At 45.3% G+C, this 20,230-nt stretch carries 21 protein-coding genes; 15 read left to right on the top strand and 6 right to left on the bottom strand.

What is annotated here, in order from left to right:
• Positions 1–406 precede the first annotated feature (406 nt).
• The 8 genes from mtbA to HWN40_RS00810 all read left to right on the top strand — a co-directional run bounded on the left by mtbA (position 407) and on the right by HWN40_RS00810 (position 9,560).
• Positions 407–1,426 (top strand): methylcobamide:CoM methyltransferase MtbA, encoded by a 1,020-nt coding sequence (gene mtbA, locus HWN40_RS00845; RefSeq protein ID WP_176963986.1) that lies wholly within the window; start codon positions 407–409, stop codon positions 1,424–1,426.
• Between the two features lie 175 nt (positions 1,427–1,601).
• On the top strand, positions 1,602–2,894 hold the full coding sequence (locus HWN40_RS00840; RefSeq protein ID WP_176963985.1) for a M18 family aminopeptidase: 1,293 nt from the start codon (positions 1,602–1,604) through the stop codon (positions 2,892–2,894).
• A gap of 83 nt (positions 2,895–2,977) precedes the next feature.
• A complete protein-coding gene (gene twy1 / locus HWN40_RS00835) occupies positions 2,978–3,916 on the top strand; it encodes a 4-demethylwyosine synthase TYW1 (protein WP_176963984.1) in 939 nt (312 codons plus the stop codon).
• Between the two features lie 124 nt (positions 3,917–4,040).
• Positions 4,041–5,288, top strand: coding sequence for a peptide chain release factor aRF-1 (gene prf1 / locus HWN40_RS00830; protein WP_176963983.1), 1,248 nt, complete (start codon positions 4,041–4,043; stop codon positions 5,286–5,288).
• Positions 5,289–5,308: 20 nt separating this feature from the next.
• Positions 5,309–7,012 (top strand): arginine--tRNA ligase, encoded by a 1,704-nt coding sequence (gene argS, locus HWN40_RS00825; RefSeq protein ID WP_176963982.1) that lies wholly within the window; start codon positions 5,309–5,311, stop codon positions 7,010–7,012.
• 203 nt (positions 7,013–7,215) lie between these two features.
• Positions 7,216–7,818, top strand: a complete 603-nt coding sequence (locus HWN40_RS00820) for a TetR/AcrR family transcriptional regulator (RefSeq protein ID WP_176963981.1) — start codon at positions 7,216–7,218, stop codon at positions 7,816–7,818.
• A 4-nt stretch (positions 7,819–7,822) separates the two neighbouring features.
• Positions 7,823–8,806: an ATP-binding cassette domain-containing protein gene (locus HWN40_RS00815; RefSeq protein ID WP_176963980.1), complete on the top strand. Its 984-nt coding sequence runs from the start codon at positions 7,823–7,825 to the stop codon at positions 8,804–8,806.
• 4 nt (positions 8,807–8,810) lie between these two features.
• A complete protein-coding gene (locus HWN40_RS00810; protein WP_176963979.1) occupies positions 8,811–9,560 on the top strand; it encodes an ABC transporter permease in 750 nt (249 codons plus the stop codon).
• A 59-nt stretch (positions 9,561–9,619) separates the two neighbouring features.
• Here HWN40_RS00810 and HWN40_RS00805 read toward each other — a convergent pair whose 3' ends face one another.
• Positions 9,620–10,453 (bottom strand): class I SAM-dependent methyltransferase, encoded by an 834-nt coding sequence (locus HWN40_RS00805; RefSeq protein ID WP_246275944.1) that lies wholly within the window; start codon positions 10,451–10,453, stop codon positions 9,620–9,622.
• 183 nt (positions 10,454–10,636) lie between these two features.
• Between HWN40_RS00805 and HWN40_RS00800 the strand changes: the two genes are divergently transcribed.
• On the top strand, positions 10,637–11,188 hold the full coding sequence (locus tag HWN40_RS00800) for a peptide-methionine (S)-S-oxide reductase MsrA (protein ID WP_176963978.1): 552 nt from the start codon (positions 10,637–10,639) through the stop codon (positions 11,186–11,188).
• 71 nt (positions 11,189–11,259) lie between these two features.
• On the opposite strand, the gene HWN40_RS00795 is transcribed toward HWN40_RS00800, so the two are convergent.
• Together HWN40_RS00795 and HWN40_RS00790 are read right to left on the bottom strand one after the other, a co-directional pair.
• Positions 11,260–12,897: an acetolactate synthase large subunit gene (locus HWN40_RS00795; RefSeq protein WP_176963977.1), complete on the bottom strand. Its 1,638-nt coding sequence runs from the start codon at positions 12,895–12,897 to the stop codon at positions 11,260–11,262.
• Between the two features lie 3 nt (positions 12,898–12,900).
• A complete protein-coding gene (locus HWN40_RS00790) occupies positions 12,901–14,268 on the bottom strand; it encodes an NAD-dependent succinate-semialdehyde dehydrogenase (RefSeq protein ID WP_176963976.1) in 1,368 nt (455 codons plus the stop codon).
• 215 nt (positions 14,269–14,483) lie between these two features.
• On the opposite strand from HWN40_RS00790, the gene HWN40_RS00785 reads away from it, so the two are divergent.
• Positions 14,484–14,894 carry a DUF3795 domain-containing protein gene (locus HWN40_RS00785; protein WP_176963975.1) on the top strand — a complete coding sequence of 137 codons (411 nt, stop codon included), beginning with the start codon at positions 14,484–14,486 and terminating at the stop codon, positions 14,892–14,894.
• Positions 14,895–14,943: 49 nt separating this feature from the next.
• Here HWN40_RS00785 and HWN40_RS00780 read toward each other — a convergent pair whose 3' ends face one another.
• Together HWN40_RS00780 and HWN40_RS00775 are read right to left on the bottom strand one after the other, a co-directional pair.
• Positions 14,944–16,311, bottom strand: coding sequence for an NAD-dependent succinate-semialdehyde dehydrogenase (locus HWN40_RS00780; protein WP_176963974.1), 1,368 nt, complete (start codon positions 16,309–16,311; stop codon positions 14,944–14,946).
• 86 nt (positions 16,312–16,397) lie between these two features.
• Positions 16,398–16,826: a DUF61 family protein gene (locus tag HWN40_RS00775; protein WP_176963973.1), complete on the bottom strand. Its 429-nt coding sequence runs from the start codon at positions 16,824–16,826 to the stop codon at positions 16,398–16,400.
• Positions 16,827–16,938: 112 nt separating this feature from the next.
• Here HWN40_RS00775 and HWN40_RS00770 point away from each other — a divergent pair, with 112 nt between their 5' ends.
• From HWN40_RS00770 to HWN40_RS00750, 5 genes are all read left to right on the top strand, one after another.
• The gene (locus HWN40_RS00770) at positions 16,939–17,223 is read left to right on the top strand and encodes a nucleotidyltransferase family protein (RefSeq protein ID WP_176963972.1); all 285 of its coding nucleotides are present in this window, start codon (positions 16,939–16,941) and stop codon (positions 17,221–17,223) included.
• Positions 17,216–17,563, top strand: coding sequence for a HepT-like ribonuclease domain-containing protein (locus HWN40_RS00765; RefSeq protein ID WP_176963971.1), 348 nt, complete (start codon positions 17,216–17,218; stop codon positions 17,561–17,563). The genes HWN40_RS00770 and HWN40_RS00765 overlap by 8 nt, the downstream gene beginning before the upstream one ends.
• Before the next feature lie 186 nt (positions 17,564–17,749).
• Positions 17,750–18,067, top strand: coding sequence for a nucleotidyltransferase family protein (locus HWN40_RS00760; RefSeq protein WP_176963970.1), 318 nt, complete (start codon positions 17,750–17,752; stop codon positions 18,065–18,067).
• A complete protein-coding gene (locus HWN40_RS00755) occupies positions 18,049–18,441 on the top strand; it encodes an HI0074 family nucleotidyltransferase substrate-binding subunit (protein ID WP_176963969.1) in 393 nt (130 codons plus the stop codon). Before HWN40_RS00760 ends, HWN40_RS00755 begins: the two co-directional genes overlap by 19 nt.
• Positions 18,442–18,506: 65 nt before the next feature.
• Positions 18,507–19,427, top strand: coding sequence for a ribose 1,5-bisphosphate isomerase (locus tag HWN40_RS00750; RefSeq protein WP_176963968.1), 921 nt, complete (start codon positions 18,507–18,509; stop codon positions 19,425–19,427).
• A 55-nt stretch (positions 19,428–19,482) separates the two neighbouring features.
• On the opposite strand, the gene HWN40_RS00745 is transcribed toward HWN40_RS00750, so the two are convergent.
• Complete coding sequence (locus HWN40_RS00745) at positions 19,483–20,217, bottom strand: SagB/ThcOx family dehydrogenase (RefSeq protein ID WP_176963967.1); 735 nt, start codon at positions 20,215–20,217, stop codon at positions 19,483–19,485.
• Positions 20,218–20,230: the final 13 nt, after the last annotated feature.

Genomic DNA, 20,230 nt, shown 5'->3' with positions numbered 1-20,230 from the left:
ATGATTGTCTTATCCTGATATTTTTTTATGGAAGGACTTTTATCATTGTTCTTTTATGATGCTTCTAAAACGGGCACGTGATCTGCTACTTATATTTTTCTATTGTCTTTACTGATTTTCAAATCATATTCTGATTGATTGAATTCTGGTTATTATTGCATATAATTAAGTTTTATTTATACTGTTTAATCTGATCTCTTTAAGAAAAAAGCTATCATAGGGCTTATTTGTTGGTGATTACTTCTTATATGGATTAGCATATTATTGTGCAATTATTCTCTTACTTAACATTTGCGGCTAAATTTCTCATGCACTTTATATTTAAACTTAATCAGAGGGCTATAGAAAAATATATATTTTAGTAATCGAGATTTCCCCTTACTATACATATCAGGAGCTTAAAATTATGGCAGAATACACCCCTAAAGAAAGATTAGCACGTGCACTTACAGGGCAACCTGTTGACAGGATGCCTGCAATATCAGTTACACAGACAGGTACCGTTGACCAGATGGAAGCTTCAGGAGCTTTCTGGCCCGAGGCCAACGAGGATGCTGAGAAGATGGCAGCACTCGCAGAAGCGGGTCACACCGTAGTAGGTTTTGAGGCTGTACGTGTACCCTTTGACATCACCGCAGAGGCCGAGTTCTTCGGCTGTGAGATCAAACCCGGTACGATGGAGCAGCAACCCTCTGTTATCGGTCATGTGATAAGTAACACAGAAGATATCGAGAAATTCAAGGGCTACAATCTTGACCACGGAAGGATCGGTGTTGTCTGTGATGCTATCAGGATCCTTGCAGACAAGTACGGTGATGAACTTCCTGTCATGGGCAGTATGATCGGTCCTTTCTCCCTTGCACAGCATCTCAATGGTGACGACTGGTTCATGGCCATATTCACAGACGAGGCTTTCGGTCTTGCACTTATGGAATTCACAACAGACTTCTGTGTTGCATATGCAAAGAAGATGGTTGAGAACGGTGCTGACACAATGGTGATCATCGATCCTACAGCAAGTGCCCAGCTTATTGGTGCAGAGTTCTATGAGAAGTTCGTTGTACCATACCACGCAAAGATAGTTGATGCAATGCACGAGGCCAACGTACCTGTAGTATTGCACATCTGTGGTGACACCACCAAGGGACTTGCACTCATGGAATCATCAGGTGTGGATGCCATAAGTGTTGACCAGAATGTGGATGTTGCAACAGCTGTTGGAAATGTGGACAAGGCAGTGATCGTCGGTAACCTCGATCCTGTGAATGTCCTCTGGAACCAGACTCCTGAGGTCGTAAAGGAAGAATCACAGAAGGTCCTGGATGCAGGAGTAGGTCTGCTGGCACCTGGATGTGGTATTGTCAGCAAGACACCCACCGAGAACCTGCAGGCAATGGTCGAGATGGCAAAGAGCCACAAGTATTGAAACAACTATAGGATCCATTCACTTCTCCGGGCTTGAATCTTATAATGAATCCCTTCTCTCCCGGAGAATCTTTTTCTTTTTTTCACTTAATCTTGCAGCAATAAGTATACCTAGGATCTATTATCTACTATGGTGACAAAGACAAAAGAAAAGATTCTGTCATCATGTGGTTTATATGGAATATATAAGTGATTTTTTTGAATTTATTAAAAAAGCGACAGCACCGGTTCAGACAGTGGATGCCATAAAAGAGCGTTTTGATGCTGAAGGTTTCACAGAATTGAATATGGATAAGCCATGGAAGTTAAAAGCTTCAGGGAAATACTATCTATCCCCCTATCCTTCCATGCTTGTGGGCTTTACTGTAGGGAGCGATCAATATCTCCAAAAAGGAGTAAAGATGATCGCTGCGCATACGGATAATCCCGGATTCAGAATAAAACCCGATCCCGAGGTTGACCGTGAAGGGATGCTGACGCTGAATGTGGAGAAATATGGCGGTCCTATTCTGAGTGCATGGTTCGATCGTCCTCTGTCCATAGCCGGAAGGATAGCAGTGAAGTCCGATGAGGTGCTCAGGCCTAAATTGATCCACCTGGATTTCCAAAGACCGATACTTACCATCCCAAATCTTGCAATCCATATGAATCGTGATATCAATAAAGGTATGGAGATCAAGGTTCAGAAAGAAATGCAGCCTCTCATGACCCTGTTGATGGAAGAGGAGATCAAGGATGATTATCTGCTGAATCTGGTTGCAAAGGAAGCCGGCGTCAGTCCTGAAGATATCCTGGACATGGACCTGAATGTCTATTGTCGCGAAGAGGGCATCCTGGTGGGCTCAAAAGAAGAATTTGTTTCCTGTCCGAGAATAGATGATCTGTCCATGGTTTATGCTGCTATGAAGGCTCTTACAGGATCGGAACATAAGGACGGGATCAACATGGTGGCTTTCATGGATAATGAGGAGATAGGTTCCATGACCAGACAGGGTGCTGACTCCATGATGCTGAGCACTGTTCTGGAAAGAGTGCATGCGGGCATAAAGGGAGCTGAACAGGTATCCACCCCTAAGTCAATGGACATCTTTGTAATATCGGCTGATGGTGCCCATGGCTTCCATCCCAATTACAGTGAAAAAAGCGATATCACCAGCAAGCCTGTAATGAACAAAGGTGTGGCGATCAAGATCAGCGGAAATCGTTCATATGCCTCGGAAGTTGAGACCATTGCGGCTTTTCAGCAATTGTGTGACAGGGCCGGTGTTGAATACCAGAAATTCGTGAACCATTCCGATGAACCTGGAGGAAAGACCCTGGGTCCCTTGCTCAGCAAATACCTGCCTGTTCATGTGGTGGATGTGGGTGTTCCGATGCTGGCAATGCATTCTACCAGGGAGCTTATGGGTAAACAGGACTTTCTGGATTCCATCGAGATTTTCAGGACATTTTTCCGGTTAGAAGAATGACACATATCTTGTGAAATTAAATTTCCAGGACACATTTTGTTCGACCCATACTTTATATACACTGAAAATTTAACTACAGCCAGATGTCCAGAAGAAGACAAAAGGTACGGGAAATTACGGACTTTAAATCCCTCCTGAAAAAGCAGGGATATAGTCTTGCAGGCAAGCATTCTGCTGTGAAGACCTGCCTCTGGCTTGGCAGGGCTATCAAAGGCGAGGGCGAGTGCTACAAATCTCATTTTTACGGCATTCAGTCACACCGCTGTCTCCAGATGACGCCGACGCTTATGTGTAATCAGAAGTGTCTGCATTGCTGGAGACCTACTGAGATCGACGTCCCTATGCCCGATGGCTGGGACTCTCCAGTGGAAATAGTGGGGTCATGTATCGATTCTCAGCGGAAGTTAATTTCCGGTTTTGGCGGCTCTGCTCCAAGGGAGCTCTGGATGGAGGGCAATGAGCCCGGACACGTGGCAATATCCCTGTCAGGAGAACCCACACTCTTTCCTCATCTTCCAGAACTAATTGAGGAATTCAAAAGTAAGGGCCTTACAACCTTTGTTGTAAGCAACGGCACCGTACCTGCGATGATGGAAAAGATCAACCCTTCCCAGCTTTACATGAGTCTTGACGCACCTGACAGGCAGACCTACGAAAAGGTCTGTGTCCCGAATTCTCCCGGTCTCTGGGAAAGGATAAACGAGTCACTCGATATTCTTCGGAACAAGGATACAAGGACCGTCATACGTATAACCCTGATCAAGGGTGTCAATATGTTCAACCCTGAGGCTTATGCTGAACTTATAAGCAAGGCAGATCCGGATTATATAGAGGTTAAAGCTTACATGCACCTGGGTTTCTCCAGAAAGAGGCTTCCGCGTGAAGCAATGCCATCCCATGAAGAGGTACTTGAATTCTCGGCTGAGGTTGCAGAGTATCTGGGATACCAGGTTGCCGATGATGTGGAGATAAGCAGGGTGGTCCTTCTCTCAAAGGACGGCTCGGTCTCACACCTTATTTGACGGGCAGGATGCGGGTCTGTCCGGGTCCGTGTCACAATCTATATTTATATGTTAGATGTACATATGCACCACAATCGAAGATATGAAATAATCATAGTTCACTTCAATTCGGAGTATTTTCAATATGTCAGAACAATCTGCTCATTCTAAATATGAATTTAAGAAACATCTGGAGGAACTGCGCTCAAAGAAGGGTCGCGGTACCGAACTGATATCACTTTATATCCCTACTACAAAGCAACTATCCGATGTTACCTCTCAGCTCAAGACAGAGCACGGCCAGGCCTCGAACATCAAATCCAAGGTCACAAAAGATAATGTACAGGGTGCGCTTGATTCCCTGCTTTCGAGACTGAGGTACGTTGAGGAAGTACCCGAGAACGGTATTGTGTTCTTCACCGGTGCGGTTGACATAGGGGCAAATAAAACAAACATGGAAACCACCATAATAGAACCTCCTCAGCCCATTGTTACCTATAGGTATCACTGTGATTCCTCGTTCTTCCTTGAACCGCTTGAGGAAATGCTGAGGGACGTTAAGACATTCGGTCTGCTTGTACTCGACAGGAGAGAGGCCACGGTGGGTCTGCTGGTGGGAAAACATATAGAATCATACAGGCATCTCACATCCGCAGTACCCGGCAAACAGAGGAAGGGTGGTCAGAGTGCTCACAGGTTCCAGCAGCTAAGGCTTATCGCCATCCATGATTTCTACAAACGTATTGGTGATGCTGCAAGTGACGTATTCCTGACAGTGGATCATAAGGACTTTGAAGGTGTTCTCATAGGCGGTCCCTCGCCTACAAAGGAAGAGTTCGAATCAGGAGAATTCCTGCACCACGAGCTGCAGAGAAAGATCCTGGGGCTTTTCGATACTGCCTATACTGATGAATCAGGGCTCTCAGAGCTTGTGAACGCTGCCAGTGACAGGCTCGCCGATATCGATCTCATGGTCGAGAAAAAACTGATGCAGCGTTTCATGGAAGAACTTGTGTCTGATTCCGGTAAAGCTGCCTATGGTGAAGCACAGGTAAGACAGAACCTGAGTATCGGAGCTGTTGAGATATTGCTCATATCCGAGGATCTCAGAGCCGAGCGCCTGACTTTCCAGTGTTCCAATGGCGATTATGAAAATAAGATAAGCAGGAATTTCAGACCCGGCGAAGAACCTGACTTCTCGGAGCAGTGTCCTGAATGTGGCACCAACCTTGAGATAGTCGAAAGGGTTGACGTGGTGGATGAGCTGTCAGAACTTGCGGACCAGATGGGAACTGAGGTGGAATTCATATCCACGGACTTTGACGAGGGTTCCCAGTTGCTCAACGCTTTTGGTGGAATTGTTGCTGTACTGAGGTTCAATACTGGTGTCTGATAGGATTTTGAGGTGTTATCTTGTTCCTTGAATTTAAAAAACAGGTAAGTTCGGCCCTGGAAGATGCAATTGCATCACTGGGCTTTCAGACGGATGACCTTGGGCTGGAAGCGTCCCAGCATGCAGACATTGCTTCAAAGCTTGCATTCCGTCTTGCAGCGCAGGCAAAACAGAATCCCAAAGAGCTTGCGGAAAGAATAGCTGAAGCAATATTCCTGCCGGATGATTCACTTATCGGTGAGATCACCACAGTGGGTCCGTACATCAACATAAACGCAAACAGAAGCTATATCGATGAAACCGTTTTCAGGATAAGGAAAGAGGAGGACGGCTTCGGGGGAGGTTTCTGTGAGGGAAGGATACTGCTGGAGCACACATCCGCAAATCCGAACGGTCCCCTGCATGTAGGACATATCCGCAATTCCATTATTGGTGATACCCTCAAACGTATACTCATGCGTGCGGGCTATGATGTTGAAACCCAGTACTATGTCAATGATATGGGACGCCAGATAGCTATCGTCTCCTGGGCGCTTACACAGTTCGATTTTGATAAGTCAAGAAAGCCCGATCATGCGATTGCTGATGTTTACATTAAGGCCAATGCAGAGCTCAATGATAATCCTGAAAAGGTTTCAGAGATCGACAGCCGTATGCAGCTTGTAGAAAAGGGTGACGAGGCCACGATCAAGAGTTTCGATGAGGCAGTTGCCCTGGCGGTTGAAGGTATCAGGGAAACCCTGCTGCGCATGAACGTGGAACACGACAGTTTCCCGCATGAATCCGGTTTTATCCGCTCGGGTGCTGTCAACCGGATAGTTGAGGAGGTCAAGGCCACCGGAAGAACGGAAGTTGATGACGGAGCCCTTGTTGTGGATCTCTCTGATTACGGTTTTGAAAAGACACTTGTTATCCAGCGATCCGACGGCACATCACTTTACACGACGCGTGATCTTGCCTACCATGAATGGAAAGGTGAGAGAGCCGACAGGATGATCGATGTCCTGGGAGCAGACCACAAACTCATATCAGGACAGCTCAAGGCAACCCTGAACGCAATAGGCAAGAAAGAACCGGAGATCGTGATATTCGAGTTCGTTTCCCTGCCTGAAGGTTCCATGAGCACCCGCAGAGGTAAGTTCATCCCGGCGGACGACCTGCTTGATAAGATAGAGGACCAGGCCTATGTGGAAGTTGAGAAACGCCGTCCTGAGATGCCGGATGAGTTTAAAAGGCAAGTTGCAAGGAATGTGGGTATCGGTGCTGTCAGGTATGATATCGTGAAAGTATCCCCTGAAAAGTCAACGGTATTCGACTGGAAGGAAGCCCTTGATTTTGAGAAGCAAGGCGGGCCCTTTATCCAGTACTCACATGCACGTGCCTGTAGTATTCTCAAAAAGGCTCAGGAGGATGGTCTCTGGGATCCTGCAAGACCAATTGATCCGTCACTGCTGATCGAGGATACGGAAGTTGACCTGATAAAGAAAATGGCAGCCTTTGATAGTGTCATAGAAACATCCGCAAGGGAACTCAAACCTCACTCGGTTGCCATCTATGCAAGGGATCTTGCCGATTCTTTCAACCAGTTCTACAGATTCGTGCCTGTAATAAGTGCAGAGGATGAGGAGGTCAGATCTGTCAGGCTTGCACTTGTGGACTGTGCAAGGATAGTACTTGCAAATGCACTTGACACACTTGGAATAGCTGCCCCTGAATCGATGTGATAAAGGGTAGCTTTTCCATTCCTTACTCTTTTATTTTTGCATAAGTTTTATTAGCGAGCCGGTTGGCGGTTATATCTACTGATTTTTTTGCAGTACTTTACAGTATGTGAAACCTGCACAAAACTTAAATATGACCCTGGTCATTTATGACCGCGGTCATATTTATTGCTAATGGCCTTTAAAGTTAATATTAAGGATCAGATATGTCCCTGCGTGAGAAAAAGAAACTCGAGACCAAGAACAGGATCTTCGAGGTATCGGGAAGGCTGTTCAAGGAAAAAGGTTTTGAAAACACCACCATAGATGCTATAACAAAGGAAGTGGGAATAGCAAAAGGCACATTCTTCAACTATTTCCCTACCAAGGAATCCTTGCTTCTTTATTTCAGAGAACAGAAACACGAACTGGTCAATGATCTGCTTGAAGCTGAAAGGTCAAAGAACGCTCCAAGCAGGGAAAAGATAAAGAGTTTTCTGGTCCGTCTGGCGGAAAGCTATGAGAAGGACAAAGAACTCTCAAAACTCTTCATACTGGAATACAAAAGGTATGTGGTGCACTCCGGATTAAAACCGGATGATGAAAAAAGCATGCATAACCGGTTCAACAGGATTCTTTATGGTTTGCTTGAGGAGGGTGTGGGGAACGGAGAGATCAGGAGTAGCACCGATCTGAAAAAAGCAGCTGAGATGCTGAATGTCATCTATCTCCACACGCTTATCGTATGGCTGAGATCCGATAACGATTTTTCCTTCTCCGGGGACATATCCGCAAAAATAGATATGTTATTCGAAGGTATCGGGGATTAATCAAATGTTTGCAATAGAGGTTGAGAACCTCACAAAGGAATTCGACGGATTCGTTGCTGTTGACAGTATTTCCTTCAGCATAGGCAAGGGTGAGATCTTTGGTTTGCTTGGCCCCAACGGTGCAGGAAAGACCACAACTATGTCTATGCTTTCAACCACACTTAAACCGACATCCGGAAAGGCTTATGTTAATGGTTTCGATATCCTGAAAAATGAGGATGATGTAAGAAAGTCCATAGGGATAGTGTTTCAGGACCAGAGTCTCGATGAAGAGCTGACAGCCTATGAGAACATGGATTTTCACGGAAGGCTCTATCGTGTGCCAAAAGAAGAGAGGCAGAAAAAGATAGCAGAACTTCTGAAACTGGTTGAGCTAGAAGATAAAAAGGACAATCTCGTAAAAACCTATTCCGGTGGGATGCGAAGGCGTCTTGAGATAGCAAGAGGATTACTTCACGAGCCGGATGTACTTTTCCTGGATGAACCCACTCTGGGTCTTGACCCACAGACAAGGAATCACCTCTGGGATTATATCGAGAAGCTCAACGGGGAAAAAGGGATTACGCTAATTCTCACCACTCATTATATGGACGAAGCGGACAAGCTCTGCAACAGGGTGGCAATAATTGACCGGGGTAAGATCATCGCAAGTGACACTCCGGAAAAGCTCAAGGATTCCATAGGGGGAGATGTAATAACAATCCATTCTCCGCAAAGGGATGATCTCTATGAAATAATCAAAGATCAGACATGGGTCAAGCATCTGGACCTTCATGACAGCTCGCTCACTATAAGTCTTCAGAATGCGGGACAGCATGTTGCAGAGATCGTGAATCTCTCTTCTGAAAAGGGGATAAGCATTGATGATATCTCTATCCACAAACCCACTCTTGAGGATGTTTTCCTGCATTATACCGGCAGGACGATACGGGAAGAGGAAGCCAACACCAAAGACCGCATGCGAATGATGCAAAGGGTGAGGAGGTAATAATATGGATATTGTCTATACCATATGGCTGAGGAACGTAAAGCGTTATCTGCGCTCCAGAAGCAGGATCGTCGGAAGTCTGGGTATGCCTCTTTTCTTTTTGCTTGTGCTGGGGTTCGGACTTAATTCTGTTGTCACGCTTCCGGGTATGGAACATGGCTATACCGGATTCATCATTCCTGGAATCATATCCATGAGTGTGTTGTTCACTTCGGTATTCTCGGGAATTCAGATAATATGGGATAAGCAATTCGGTTTCCTGAAAGAGACCCTCGTGGCTCCGGTATCAAGACTTGAGATAATGCTGGGACAGACTATAGGCGGAGCTACAGCCTCAGTGATCCAGGGTCTTATAATCCTTGTTCTGTCACTTCTGATAGGACTCAATATCACCAGCATCCCCGGATTTCTGATCGCAATAGTATTCATGGTGCTCATAGGGCTATCTTTTACAGCCTTTGGTATTGCCATTGCATCGAGGATGGAGGATATGCATGGTTTCCAGCTTATAATCAACTTTGTCGTGTTCCCCATCTTCGGACTCTCAGGGGCGCTGTTTCCCATTGACAGTCTGCCATCATGGCTGAGATCCCTTACGCTGCTTGACCCGCTGACTTACGGTGTCGAAGGTATCAGGTACGGCTTGCTTGGAAGCTCCCAGGTGAATCCGCTACTCAGCTTTGTGGTGCTTACGGGATTTACGGTTTTCATGGTGGTCTTTGGTGCCTACCTGTTCAGAAAAATAAGCATCTGATACCACAGACAGTTAGAAGCACAAATAAAAGGAGCTGCTAACTGCTCTTTTTCTTATTTTTACGTTTGGAGCCGCTTTTTAAGATCAAATACCCATCTGCTGATTCCGGGTGCTACATTACCGCATCTGCGATGGAATTTTACATCAAAACCCATATTCTCATATCTTGTGATAAGTCCGGGAATATCTTCTCTGGGTTTGAAGGTATAGAAGTGAACATCGCCTCTTGGTCTGACCATGGATGAAATTTTCTCCAGAAAATGGTCCATGCCATAGGGTGTGGGTATGATGGCTCTGTCAAATTCAGATTTTATCATTTTCGGTATGTGAGATGCATCGGCGTTAATGATATGGATTTTTTCTTCCAATTTGTTCAGCTTGCAATTCTCTTTGAGTGACAGGCACGCGAAGGGGTTCATTTCCACTGCAACTACATCGGCTCCTGTGGCTGCTGCAGGGATTACAAAGGGGCCGACACCTGAAAAAGGAATGAGCACGCTCTCATTCGGTTTCACCTGAGATGCTATCCTTTTTCTCTCAAATCCCAGTCTCGGGTTAAAAAAGGATCTTTTAACGTCTATCCTGTATACAAATCCGAATTCCCTGTGAGTGGTCCCGGTGCTCTCACCTGCCAGTATCTCAAAATCGGCAACTCTGTGGTCACTTTCAAGCTTTGAGGTCTTGTTGAGCACTGTCCGGATATTGCCCATGCGCTGCATTATTGCAGAGGCAATCTCTGGTTTGTATTTTCCCAGCTCTTCGGGAATCACTACTATGGCAATATCTCCGATAATGTCAAAACGGTTTGGGAGCTTTTCCAGCTCCTTTTCAGGAATTTTTCCATGCAGGTCGGTTTTGAGGCTCATCCTTTGTTCGGGTCTGCTATATGTCACAGATATTTAAAAACGCTTACAATCCCTTTTATCCTTCAAGGTATCGGGTTGTCACTTTCCTTTCAACTAGGTTGTATGAAGAATCAATGAACAGTCGTATAGGTTTTTAAGTCCCAAGCACAATATATGAATGATTTAAATTAATTTAGGGATCTTTAAGAAAATCGACCAAAAGGGTACACAATGGAAAAAGCTACGTTTGCAGGAGGCTGCTTCTGGGGGGCTGAAGATACTTTCAGGAAGATAAAAGGTGTTACAGGAACGCGGGTCGGATATACAGGTGGTTCGAAGGAGAATCCCGATCATATCGAGGTCCTAAGCGGTAAGACAGGCCATGTAGAGGCTGTGGAGGTCACTTTTGATCCTGCTGTAGTAAGTTTTGGTGAATTGCTTGCAGCGTTCTGGAAAATGCATGACCCTACACTGACAAGGAAGGAACTGCTCAGAGATATCTGGGATATAAATGATGATTCCGTACTTGAAAGCTCACCTGAGTACGCGGGCAGTCATTACAGGTCAGCAATATTTTACCATAATGAGGAACAAAGACAGGAAGCCATCAAATCCTTCGATGAACTTCAGGAATCAATCGGTCGGGACAAAGAGGTACTTACTGAAATAGTCCCTGCGACCGTATTCTATCAGGCAGAAGATGAACATCAGCAGTATCTTGAAAGGAGTGAAGGCAGTAAAGAATCCTGTGGATGTAAAACAGGGACCTGCTCGATAGAATAAGATCCTTGCTCTTTTTATAGCAATTAAACAATTCCGGCTAATACTAAATATGGATCCTGGGTCTGTCCGTTTTATATCTCGCAGAAATTATTCTTCAGCTTCTCGGTCAGCTTTATATTCTCAGAGTAATCAACTTCAACATCCAGTATCCAGACACCACCTGAATCCAATGCTTCTCTGAGCCTGGGCTGCAGTTCTTCGGCACTTTCGATCTTCATACCCTTTGCCCCGAAGCTCTCAGCAAGTTTCACAAAATCAGGATTTGTAAAGCTGGTGCCTATGCTCTGCTCAAACTGTTTCTTTTCATGCCATTCGATGAGACCGTATTTTGAGTCGTTGAAAATGACAACCACAAAATTACACCCGAGTCTTACGGCGGTCTCAAGATCCTGCAGGTTCATAAGGAATCCGCCATCACCTGCAACTGCCACTACTTTACGCTCAGGCATGAGAAAGCTGGCTGTTATGGCTGCAGGAAGTCCAAATCCCATGGATGCAAGGCCATTTGAGATGAAGACCGTATTTGGCTCATAGGCCGGGAAAAGCCTTCCCACCCATAGCTTATGGGCTCCCACATCACTTACCAGTATATCGTTCCTTGAAAGACATTCCCTTATATCATAGATTATCTTCTGGGGCTTTACCGGGAAGGACAGATCGTCTTTATAATCCTCAAGCTCTGCTCTCATCCTTGAGCGTACAGTTTTGAACCTTTCCGATATCTCTCTTTTGAAATCGCACTGCTGTTCAAGTTTGAACAGAGTCTGTTTTATGTCTCCAGGCAGCATCAGATCGGGTATATAACTCTCATCGGTTTCAGGATGGTCGGAATGGATGTGAATGATCTTTTTTGAACCATCAGGATTCCAGGACCTGGGACTGTACTCAACATAGTCGTATCCCACTGTTATCACCAAATCAGCCATCTCAAGACCGCACATTATGTGGTCCCGGTCCTTGATACCCATCGAACCGAGGTAGTGTTCGTCATCAGCAGGAACCGCTCCCTTTCCCATGAATGTTGTAACTACGGGCAGACCATAGGATCTAACAAAACGTCTCAACTCATTGGCAGCATCTCCACGGAAAACACCATTACCTGCCAGTATCACAGGCATTGAGCTTTCTTTGATCATCCCTGCAGCCTTCTTCAGATCCCGTTCATCATGCATGACCATATGAGGCGGATTCTTTTTGAAAAGCGGCTTCTTAGGGCTTTCTTCCTTTGCAACATCCTCGGGTAGTTCGATGTGAACTGCTCCTGGCCTGTCGACGGATATATCGAAAGCCTTTCTGATAATCTCGGGAATAAAATCAGATCTGTTGACCCTGGAGTTCCAGCTTGTGACCTGTTTGAACATTGTCACTATGTCAATATACTGGTGTGACTCCTTGTGTGTCTTTTCAAGTGCGGACTGGCCGGTGATTGCTACCAGGGGTGCCTTGTCAAGGTGTGCATCCGCTACTCCGGTAATAAGATTTGTAGCACCGGGTCCCAGCGTTGCAAGACACACTCCTGGTTTGTGGGTGATCCTTCCGTAAACATCTGCCATGAAAGCTGCACTCTGCTCATGCCTGGCGACAATGAATCTGATCTTTGACCTTGAGAGTGAATCAGTCAGGTCTATGGTTTCCTCACCTGGCACTCCGAAAATATATTCCACACCTTCATTCTCAAGACATTTTACGAAAAGGTCACTACCTTTCATTTTTCAATACACCTTCAATGATTTTATCTGCATGAATTCCTGCATTCCAACCCTGTAGAGCTCTCTGCCAAGGCCGCTGCTCCTGTAGCCGCCAAATGGAAGACGCGGGTCGGATGCTACTTTATTGTTTATGGCAACTACACCTGCCTGAATATCCCTGATAAGTGTCATAGCCCTGTCTCTGTCCTCGGTCCAGACACTGGCACCAAGACCAAACCTTGTACTGTTGGCCAGCTCCAGTGCTTCGCTCTCATCTTTGAAAGTGATTATAGGTGCCACAGGTCCGAATGTCTCCTCTTTAAGGACAGGAGCACTTCCTGTAATATTATTGAGTACAACTGGCTTATAATAGAAACCGTCTCCTTCCATGGGTCCGCCTTCAAGGAGGATGTCGGCACCCATTGCAAGTGTTTCATCGACCTGTCTCTGCAGTTTTTCAACCTGCTTTGAATTCACAAGTGGCCCGAGATCTGTACTCTCATCCATGGGGTCACCGATCTTCAGGTTATCGATTTTGCTCAGGAATATATCTGTAAAATCCTCGGCTATATTTTCGGCTATAATAAAACGCTTGGAAGCTATACAGCTCTGACCCGAATTCTGGAACCTTGCACTGACAGCTTCCTCTGCAGTTCTTTGGATATCCGCATCCTCCAGGACGATAAAGGGATCACTTCCCCCTAGCTCCAGCACGTACTTCTTCATGTGATTCCCTGCCTGAGCTGCCACCTTCTGTCCTGCATCAGTACTTCCGGTGAAGGATACTCCACTGATCTCATCCCTGGCAATCAGTTCTGAGGCCTCCTTGCCTCTGATGAGCATGCTCTGGAAAACTCCGGAAGGCAGTCCGGCTGCACAGAATATTTTCTCAATTTCCAGTGAACACATGGGTACGTCACTGGAATGTTTGAGCAGGATAACGTTCCCGGCTGCAATTGCGGGAATTGCGGCTCTCATTGCCTGCCAGAAAGGGAAATTCCAGGGCATTATGTTGAGGATAGTACCCATAGGTTCATACAGGAAACCGGATGTTTCGGCATCTGTATCTACAAACTCAGCTGCAAGGAATGTCTCCACATTCTGAGCAAAATATTCACTCAACCAGGCACACTTTTCAATCTCGTCCCGGGACTGTTTTATGGGTTTGCCCATCTCCCTCGTGATCATTTCTGCCAGTTCCTGCTTTCTTTCCCTGAGCAGTCCTGCTATGTTTTCAAGGTACATGGACCTGTCAACAGGCATTGTTCCTTTCCAGTCCCTGAAGTCTTTCCCGGATAGCTTGATCTTGTTTTCAACTATGTATCTCGTATCCAGTTCAAAATCACCGATCATCTCTCCTGTTGCAGGATTGACAGATTTTATACTTTCCATAATCAATATTCCCCGATAAAATGCATGCTGGAGGAAATAACCTCATGCAATTGGCTCCGACTACTCCCCCAATTTTTACTTGTGTTTGATTACATATAAAACTGGTTGCAGGTATGAACTCTATTTTGTCCTCTTTTCTCTTACCAGCTCAAGAAGACAAATGTTAAATAGTTCCGCTTTGACACTAGCATGAGTGACCGATAAGGACTATTTTTATGGAATCCGGAAATGAGGCTTTGCTGATAGCTCCGTGTGGAATGAATTGCGGCATTTGTGTTGCATATCTGCGGGACAGGAACAGATGTCCGGGCTGCAGGGGACCCGATGACAATAAATCGGTCACCCGCCGTGAGTGCAGGATAAAGAACTGTGGTGTTTTTCATAAAGATGATGCTTATTTTTGTTTTACGTGCGGGGATTTTCCCTGTGACAGGCTGAAACACCTGGACAAAAGATACAGGACAAAATACCACATGAGTATGATCGAGAATCTTGAGAATATAAGGAAGTCCGGTATTGTGGAATTTATGCAAAATGAAAAGATAAGGTGGACATGTGACAGATGTGGAGGCACTATTTGTGTCCACAGGAGATGTTGTTATGATTGCGGTGAAAAAATATCCTGAAGAGCATCAGGTGACTTTCCAGTATCCCTTCCGGATATGCTTAAAGCTATCACATCATCTTTAAAGACTTTATATTCATGAACTCATAGAAGCCATGACTTGAGAGCTCCCGGCCCATTCCGCTTTTCTTCACTCCTCCAAAAGGCAGGCAGGCCTGGGGTGTACAGAAGGAATTGATACCAACCATTCCTGTTTCAAGCTCTGAAGCCACTCTCATGGCCCGGTTCCTGTCCTGACTCCACACGCTTGCACCCAGCCCGAACTCGGAATCATTTGCCATCTCAATAGCTTCTTTTTCATCCTTTGCAATGATGATCGGTGCCACAGGTCCGAAAGTTTCCTCATGCATGACCTTCATGTCCCGGGTCACATTAGTGAGGACAGTGGGTGAATACATGTAACCCGTGCCTGCCATTCTTCCTCCGGGAACAAGTGCCTCTGCACCCTTTGATATGGCATCATTGACCTGGTCTTCCAGTATCAGTATCTGGTCATCCCTGACCATGGGACCGATGTCCGTATCAGGATCCATGGGGTCACCGATATTCAGATCGAGTGTATGCTCCACGAATCTTTCCGTGAACTCATCGGCCACGTCTTCCACCACGATGAAGCGCTTTGCAGCTATGCATGTCTGTCCCGTATTGATAAAGCGGCTCGGGACACCGACCTTTGCAGCCATTTCCACATTCGCATCATCAAGGACGATGAAAGGATCACTGCCACCAAGTTCCAGCACGAACTTCTTCATGTTACGGGCAGCGATTTCAGCAACCTTCTGCCCGGCATCAAACCCACCGGTAAAGGACACGGCTTTAACCTCGTCTTTGGTTATAAGTGAGGATGCCGTCTTCCCGTCTATCATCAGTGTCTGGAAAACCCCTTCAGGAAATCCGGCTTCTTTGAATATATTTTCAATTTCAAGTGCACACATGGGCACATAGCTGGAATGCTTGAGAAGCATCACATTTCCGCCTGCAAGCACATGTGCCGCTGCACTGAGCACCTGCCAGAACGGGAAGTTCCAGGGCTTGATGGCAAGCACTGTCCCCATGGGTTCGTAATGCACCATAAGGCCGCAGGAACTTTCCCCGGCGGTTTCGGGTTCAATAAAACTCTCCGCATTGTCCGCAAAATAATCGAACATCTCAGCACATTTGCTGACCTCGGGAATGGACTGCTTGATCACTTTTCCCATTTCGGCGCTAATAAGCTTCCCGTACTGCTCTTTGTTCTCACGCAGCAGGTCCGCGACCTTGTGAAGTAACTTGTTACGCTCTGAAACATCAGTCCTTTTCCACTCTTCAAAGGCCTCAGCAGATTTTTTTAGGATCTGGTTCACCTGCTCGTCAGAGTGCATATCGACTTCGCCGATTACTGTACCTGTTGCCGGATTGATGGATCGTATCGTGCTCATGGTATTACCTGTAGGATGATATGGATATTATCTATAATGTGGTGTCATATATTTGCTATTATTGATTCCAGTTCTCTGCCGGATATTCATGCCATAGCAATCTGCACGGCGGTGGGATACTTTTTCATGATCGAATATGCAATTGATCTGCCAATCCATAGTTTACCTTTTTGCATACGGCGCATTTTACTGAAATCGCCCAGCTCCTGCAGTGCATGGAACGCACTCTCATCATTGAGATAACAGCTATCGGGCACGTTCATACTGTAGAAGAAAAGGATGGGTAGCCGAAGTCTGGTGTGCAGTTCACGGGGCAGGTTATTCTTTAAAAAAAGCAGCGTCTCTTTGTCGAAAAGGTGTTCATCACCAGATTTTGTCCTTGCGACGGGTCTTTCCTGTATAAGGAGCTGAGCAAGACTTTTACGCTCGGTGACTATGCCATCGTTGATCTTGCTGACCTCCATCCTCATCCAGCGCATGAGAACATCGTCTGTTGAGCTTCTTCTTTCAGGCATAGTTCTTCCCGATTCAAGTTTATTATTTTAACTTTATACCGGTATTGGTTAAGATTATACTTTAGATGGAAAAAAGGGTTAACGATTTAAACTTTGTAAACGAGTAATTATTATGGATGTCCTTAGACTTTTAAGGGAAAACGAGGATCATATAATCGAGAGTTTCGGTGTTAAAAGAATAGGTCTTTTTGGTTCATTTGCAAGAGGCGAAGGACGCATAGATAGTGATATAGATGTCCTGGTTGAGTTCAGGGAAGGGCAGAAGACGTTTGACAATTACATGGAACTGAAATTCTATCTGGAAGATCTGTTTAAAAGAGACGTGGATCTTGTGCTTGAGACATCCATTAAACCACGGCTCAAAGATTACATCTTGAAGGAAGCTGTTTATGCCTAGAGATTATCTTGTTTTTTTTGAAGATATGCTAATTGCCATCAACAAAATCAAAAGATATTCTGCCAACTTATCTTTTGAAGAATTCTCTAAGGATGAAATGAGAATAGATGCTGTTGTCCGTAATCTTGAGATCGTAGGTGAAGCAGCAGGTAATATTCCTTCTGATATCAGAGAAAAATATCCTAGTGTTCAATGGAAGAAAATAGTAGGACTGCGGAATATTCTTATACATGAATACTTTGGGATTGATATGGATATTTTATGGGGTATTATTCAGAATAACCTTGATGAACTAAAAGATAATATCGAAATAGCTTTACAAGAAAATAGAACTCATTAGCATTTCTTCTTTCAGGCATTTAGTCTTCCCTGATTCAAGTTTAATATCGCAACTTTATACCCGTATTGGTTAAAATTATCTTTTAGATGGAAAAAGGGTTAACGATTTAAACTTTGTAAACGAGTAATTATTATTTGTATCCATAAAGCTATAATTACTTTTGAAGAGCTACAGAGGAAAGTGTTTATGCCTGAAAATTCTTCGATATTTGAAAACTCACTTAGGCAGTTAAAAGAAACTGTGATTGAAACGTTTTCCGATGAAGATGTTTATGTGATACTTTTTGGTTCCAGAGCAAGGGGTGATTTCAGTCACACCTCCGATATTGATGTTGGTATTTTGCCTCGACGACCCTATAATAGAAAAAAGTTGACCTTGCTTCGGGAAAAAATAGATGATCTGAATATTCCCTACTCAGTGGATGTGGTCGATATTTCAAATGTTTCCGATGCTTTTAGAGAGAAAGTAATGGAAGAAGGGATAGTATGGAAAAACTGGAGATGATATTAGGTGATGCAAGAAGGGCTCTGGCAACTCTGGAAGAAGTGCTAGATGAACCCTTTTCTCTTATAGTCAGAGATGCATCGATCCAGAGGTTTGAATATACATTCGAAGTAACTTGGAAACTTATCAGACAGTATCTCAAGGACAGGGAAGGAATAGTCTGCAACTCGCCAAAATCATGTTTCAGGGAGGCTTTCAAAGTGGATTTAGTTACTGAAGAGGAAACTGTCAAAGCCTTGCAAATGACCGATGACAGGAATATGACCACCCATACCTATCGTGAAGAAGTTGCGGATGAGATATACGGTAACCTGCCGGGTTACTATGATCTGATGTATAATATCACTACAGGTATAAGTGAAAGAATGAATTGACTTTTCTGAGACCAAGCTTTGGAATCACAGGCCAGATATAAATTCTTTAAGTCCAAGTTATAGTCATGGACGATCTACAGATTATAGCTGACAAGATACGGACAATGGAGATCCGTGGTGCGGGAAGGATAGCCGTTGCAGCTTCAGCTGCACTCAGGGATTATGCGAAAACGCTTCGATCACTGAACATCGAGGAGTTCAACAGGAATATCGATGAGGCTGCAAAAACACTGGTTGACACCCGTCCGACAGCAGTTTCCCTCCCAAATGCCGTTGCTCTGACCAAAAGACACAGTTCAACTAATGTCTATGATGCAATCGATGAGATAGTCAGTAATTCAGATGAGTTCATAAAGAATGCTGAGGAAGCACTTGGAAAGATCGGCAGGATAGGTGCCGAGAGAATCCATGACGGTGATGTCATCATGACCCATTGCAATTCCCATGCAGCCATCTCGATCATCAAGACCGCCTTTGACCAGGGTAAGAATATATCGGTAATCGCCACAGAATCCCGCCCCAGGAGGCAGGGCTTTATCACGATCAGGGAGCTGAACGACTATGGCATTCCCACGACCCTTATCGTGGACTCGGCTGTCAGGCTGACCATGAAGGAAGTGGACCTTGTGGTGGTGGGTGCGGATTCGATCTCGGTTAACGGTGCACTCATAAACAAGATCGGGACCTCCCAGCTTGCCATGGCCGCACAGGAAGCCCGCAGGAATCTGATCGTGGCTGCGGAGACCTATAAGTTCAGTCCGAGGACCCTGCTTGGTGAAATGGTGGAGATCGAGGATCGTGGAAGTGAGGAAGTGATCGACCCTGAGATACTGGAAGAACTTCCCAATGTAAAGGTCAGAAATCCTGCGTTCGATGTCACTCCCGCAGAGTATATCGATCTGATCATCACAGAGGTAGGAGCCTTACCACCGGCTATGGCCTATACGATAATAAAGGATCATCTCGGACTTGAGATGCTACCCTGAACCTGCAGGATTATTCTTCTGATTCCAATTTTTAGATTTTTCAGAGCTTTAGTAATCAGGTAATCTTCCCAACAGTCGCAATGTAGATCGTGAATTCCTTTTCACCGTCGATTTGCAGTAAAATATTAATATTATCGTCAAGAAAAGCTGCGATGGCACAGACTCCGCAACTAACGGACTGTGCAGCTAGGTAGAGGTTCTGACAGACGTGACCTGCATCCAGATGAAGATACCTGTATCCTCTTTCACCGTATCGCCATTGCATCCTGTAAGGTACCGCCGTCCAGATGAACGTGACCGCGCTGTTCAGTACAAAAGGCTGGTCAAGACAGGCGGTTTTGATATCTTCGGCGATATGCTCCCCGGTCTGTATCCGGACAAGCTTGTGCTCGATGGGAAGGAAATGATAAAGACCCTTTTCCAGTCCTTCCACATTGTTTACCAGCACATAGGTCTCAAGTGCATGCCTGGCGCCAGCAGAGGGTACCGTCCTGAATGTCACCGAACTTTTGACCTGCTTGACACCCTGGGTGCACCAGAGCAGGTAGGATAGTTCTTCAGGGGAAATTGCTTCCATTCTGTAACTGCGTGTACTTGTCCTGTTCTCTATGGCTTCTCTGATGTCTATACTGTCGACCTTTATACTCTCTGGTTCGGGAAGATCGAAAACCTTCCCCTCATCCTCTGACCCCGATTGCAGAGGAGGCTGAGGATAACCCAATGCCTGGTCTGATCTTTCAGCATACTGGAACTTCGTTTTTTCCATGAACTCTTTACCGATTCCTCTCATCCTATTGCCCCAC

It is taken from the genome of Methanolobus zinderi, assembly GCF_013388255.1.
GTDB lineage: Archaea > Halobacteriota > Methanosarcinia > Methanosarcinales > Methanosarcinaceae > Methanolobus > Methanolobus zinderi.
Note: the sequence above shows the minus strand (reverse complement) of the source record. Positions and strands in the feature narration are given on the sequence as shown.

Coding starts and splice junctions, on each gene's coding strand:
- mtbA (WP_176963986.1), top strand. CDS start 407: ATGGCAGAATACACCCCTAAAGAAAGATTAGCACGTGCACTTACAGGG.
- HWN40_RS00840 (WP_176963985.1), top strand. CDS start 1,602: ATGGAATATATAAGTGATTTTTTTGAATTTATTAAAAAAGCGACAGCA.
- twy1 (WP_176963984.1), top strand. CDS start 2,978: ATGTCCAGAAGAAGACAAAAGGTACGGGAAATTACGGACTTTAAATCC.
- prf1 (WP_176963983.1), top strand. CDS start 4,041: ATGTCAGAACAATCTGCTCATTCTAAATATGAATTTAAGAAACATCTG.
- HWN40_RS00820 (WP_176963981.1), top strand. CDS start 7,216: ATGTCCCTGCGTGAGAAAAAGAAACTCGAGACCAAGAACAGGATCTTC.
- HWN40_RS00815 (WP_176963980.1), top strand. CDS start 7,823: ATGTTTGCAATAGAGGTTGAGAACCTCACAAAGGAATTCGACGGATTC.
- HWN40_RS00810 (WP_176963979.1), top strand. CDS start 8,811: ATGGATATTGTCTATACCATATGGCTGAGGAACGTAAAGCGTTATCTG.
- HWN40_RS00800 (WP_176963978.1), top strand. CDS start 10,637: ATGGAAAAAGCTACGTTTGCAGGAGGCTGCTTCTGGGGGGCTGAAGAT.
- HWN40_RS00795 (WP_176963977.1), bottom strand. CDS start 12,897: ATGAAAGGTAGTGACCTTTTCGTAAAATGTCTTGAGAATGAAGGTGTG.
- HWN40_RS00790 (WP_176963976.1), bottom strand. CDS start 14,268: ATGGAAAGTATAAAATCTGTCAATCCTGCAACAGGAGAGATGATCGGT.
- HWN40_RS00785 (WP_176963975.1), top strand. CDS start 14,484: ATGGAATCCGGAAATGAGGCTTTGCTGATAGCTCCGTGTGGAATGAAT.
- HWN40_RS00780 (WP_176963974.1), bottom strand. CDS start 16,311: ATGAGCACGATACGATCCATCAATCCGGCAACAGGTACAGTAATCGGC.
- HWN40_RS00775 (WP_176963973.1), bottom strand. CDS start 16,826: ATGCCTGAAAGAAGAAGCTCAACAGACGATGTTCTCATGCGCTGGATG.
- HWN40_RS00770 (WP_176963972.1), top strand. CDS start 16,939: ATGGATGTCCTTAGACTTTTAAGGGAAAACGAGGATCATATAATCGAG.
- HWN40_RS00765 (WP_176963971.1), top strand. CDS start 17,216: ATGCCTAGAGATTATCTTGTTTTTTTTGAAGATATGCTAATTGCCATC.
- HWN40_RS00760 (WP_176963970.1), top strand. CDS start 17,750: ATGCCTGAAAATTCTTCGATATTTGAAAACTCACTTAGGCAGTTAAAA.
- HWN40_RS00755 (WP_176963969.1), top strand. CDS start 18,049: ATGGAAAAACTGGAGATGATATTAGGTGATGCAAGAAGGGCTCTGGCA.
- HWN40_RS00750 (WP_176963968.1), top strand. CDS start 18,507: ATGGACGATCTACAGATTATAGCTGACAAGATACGGACAATGGAGATC.
- HWN40_RS00745 (WP_176963967.1), bottom strand. CDS start 20,217: ATGAGAGGAATCGGTAAAGAGTTCATGGAAAAAACGAAGTTCCAGTAT.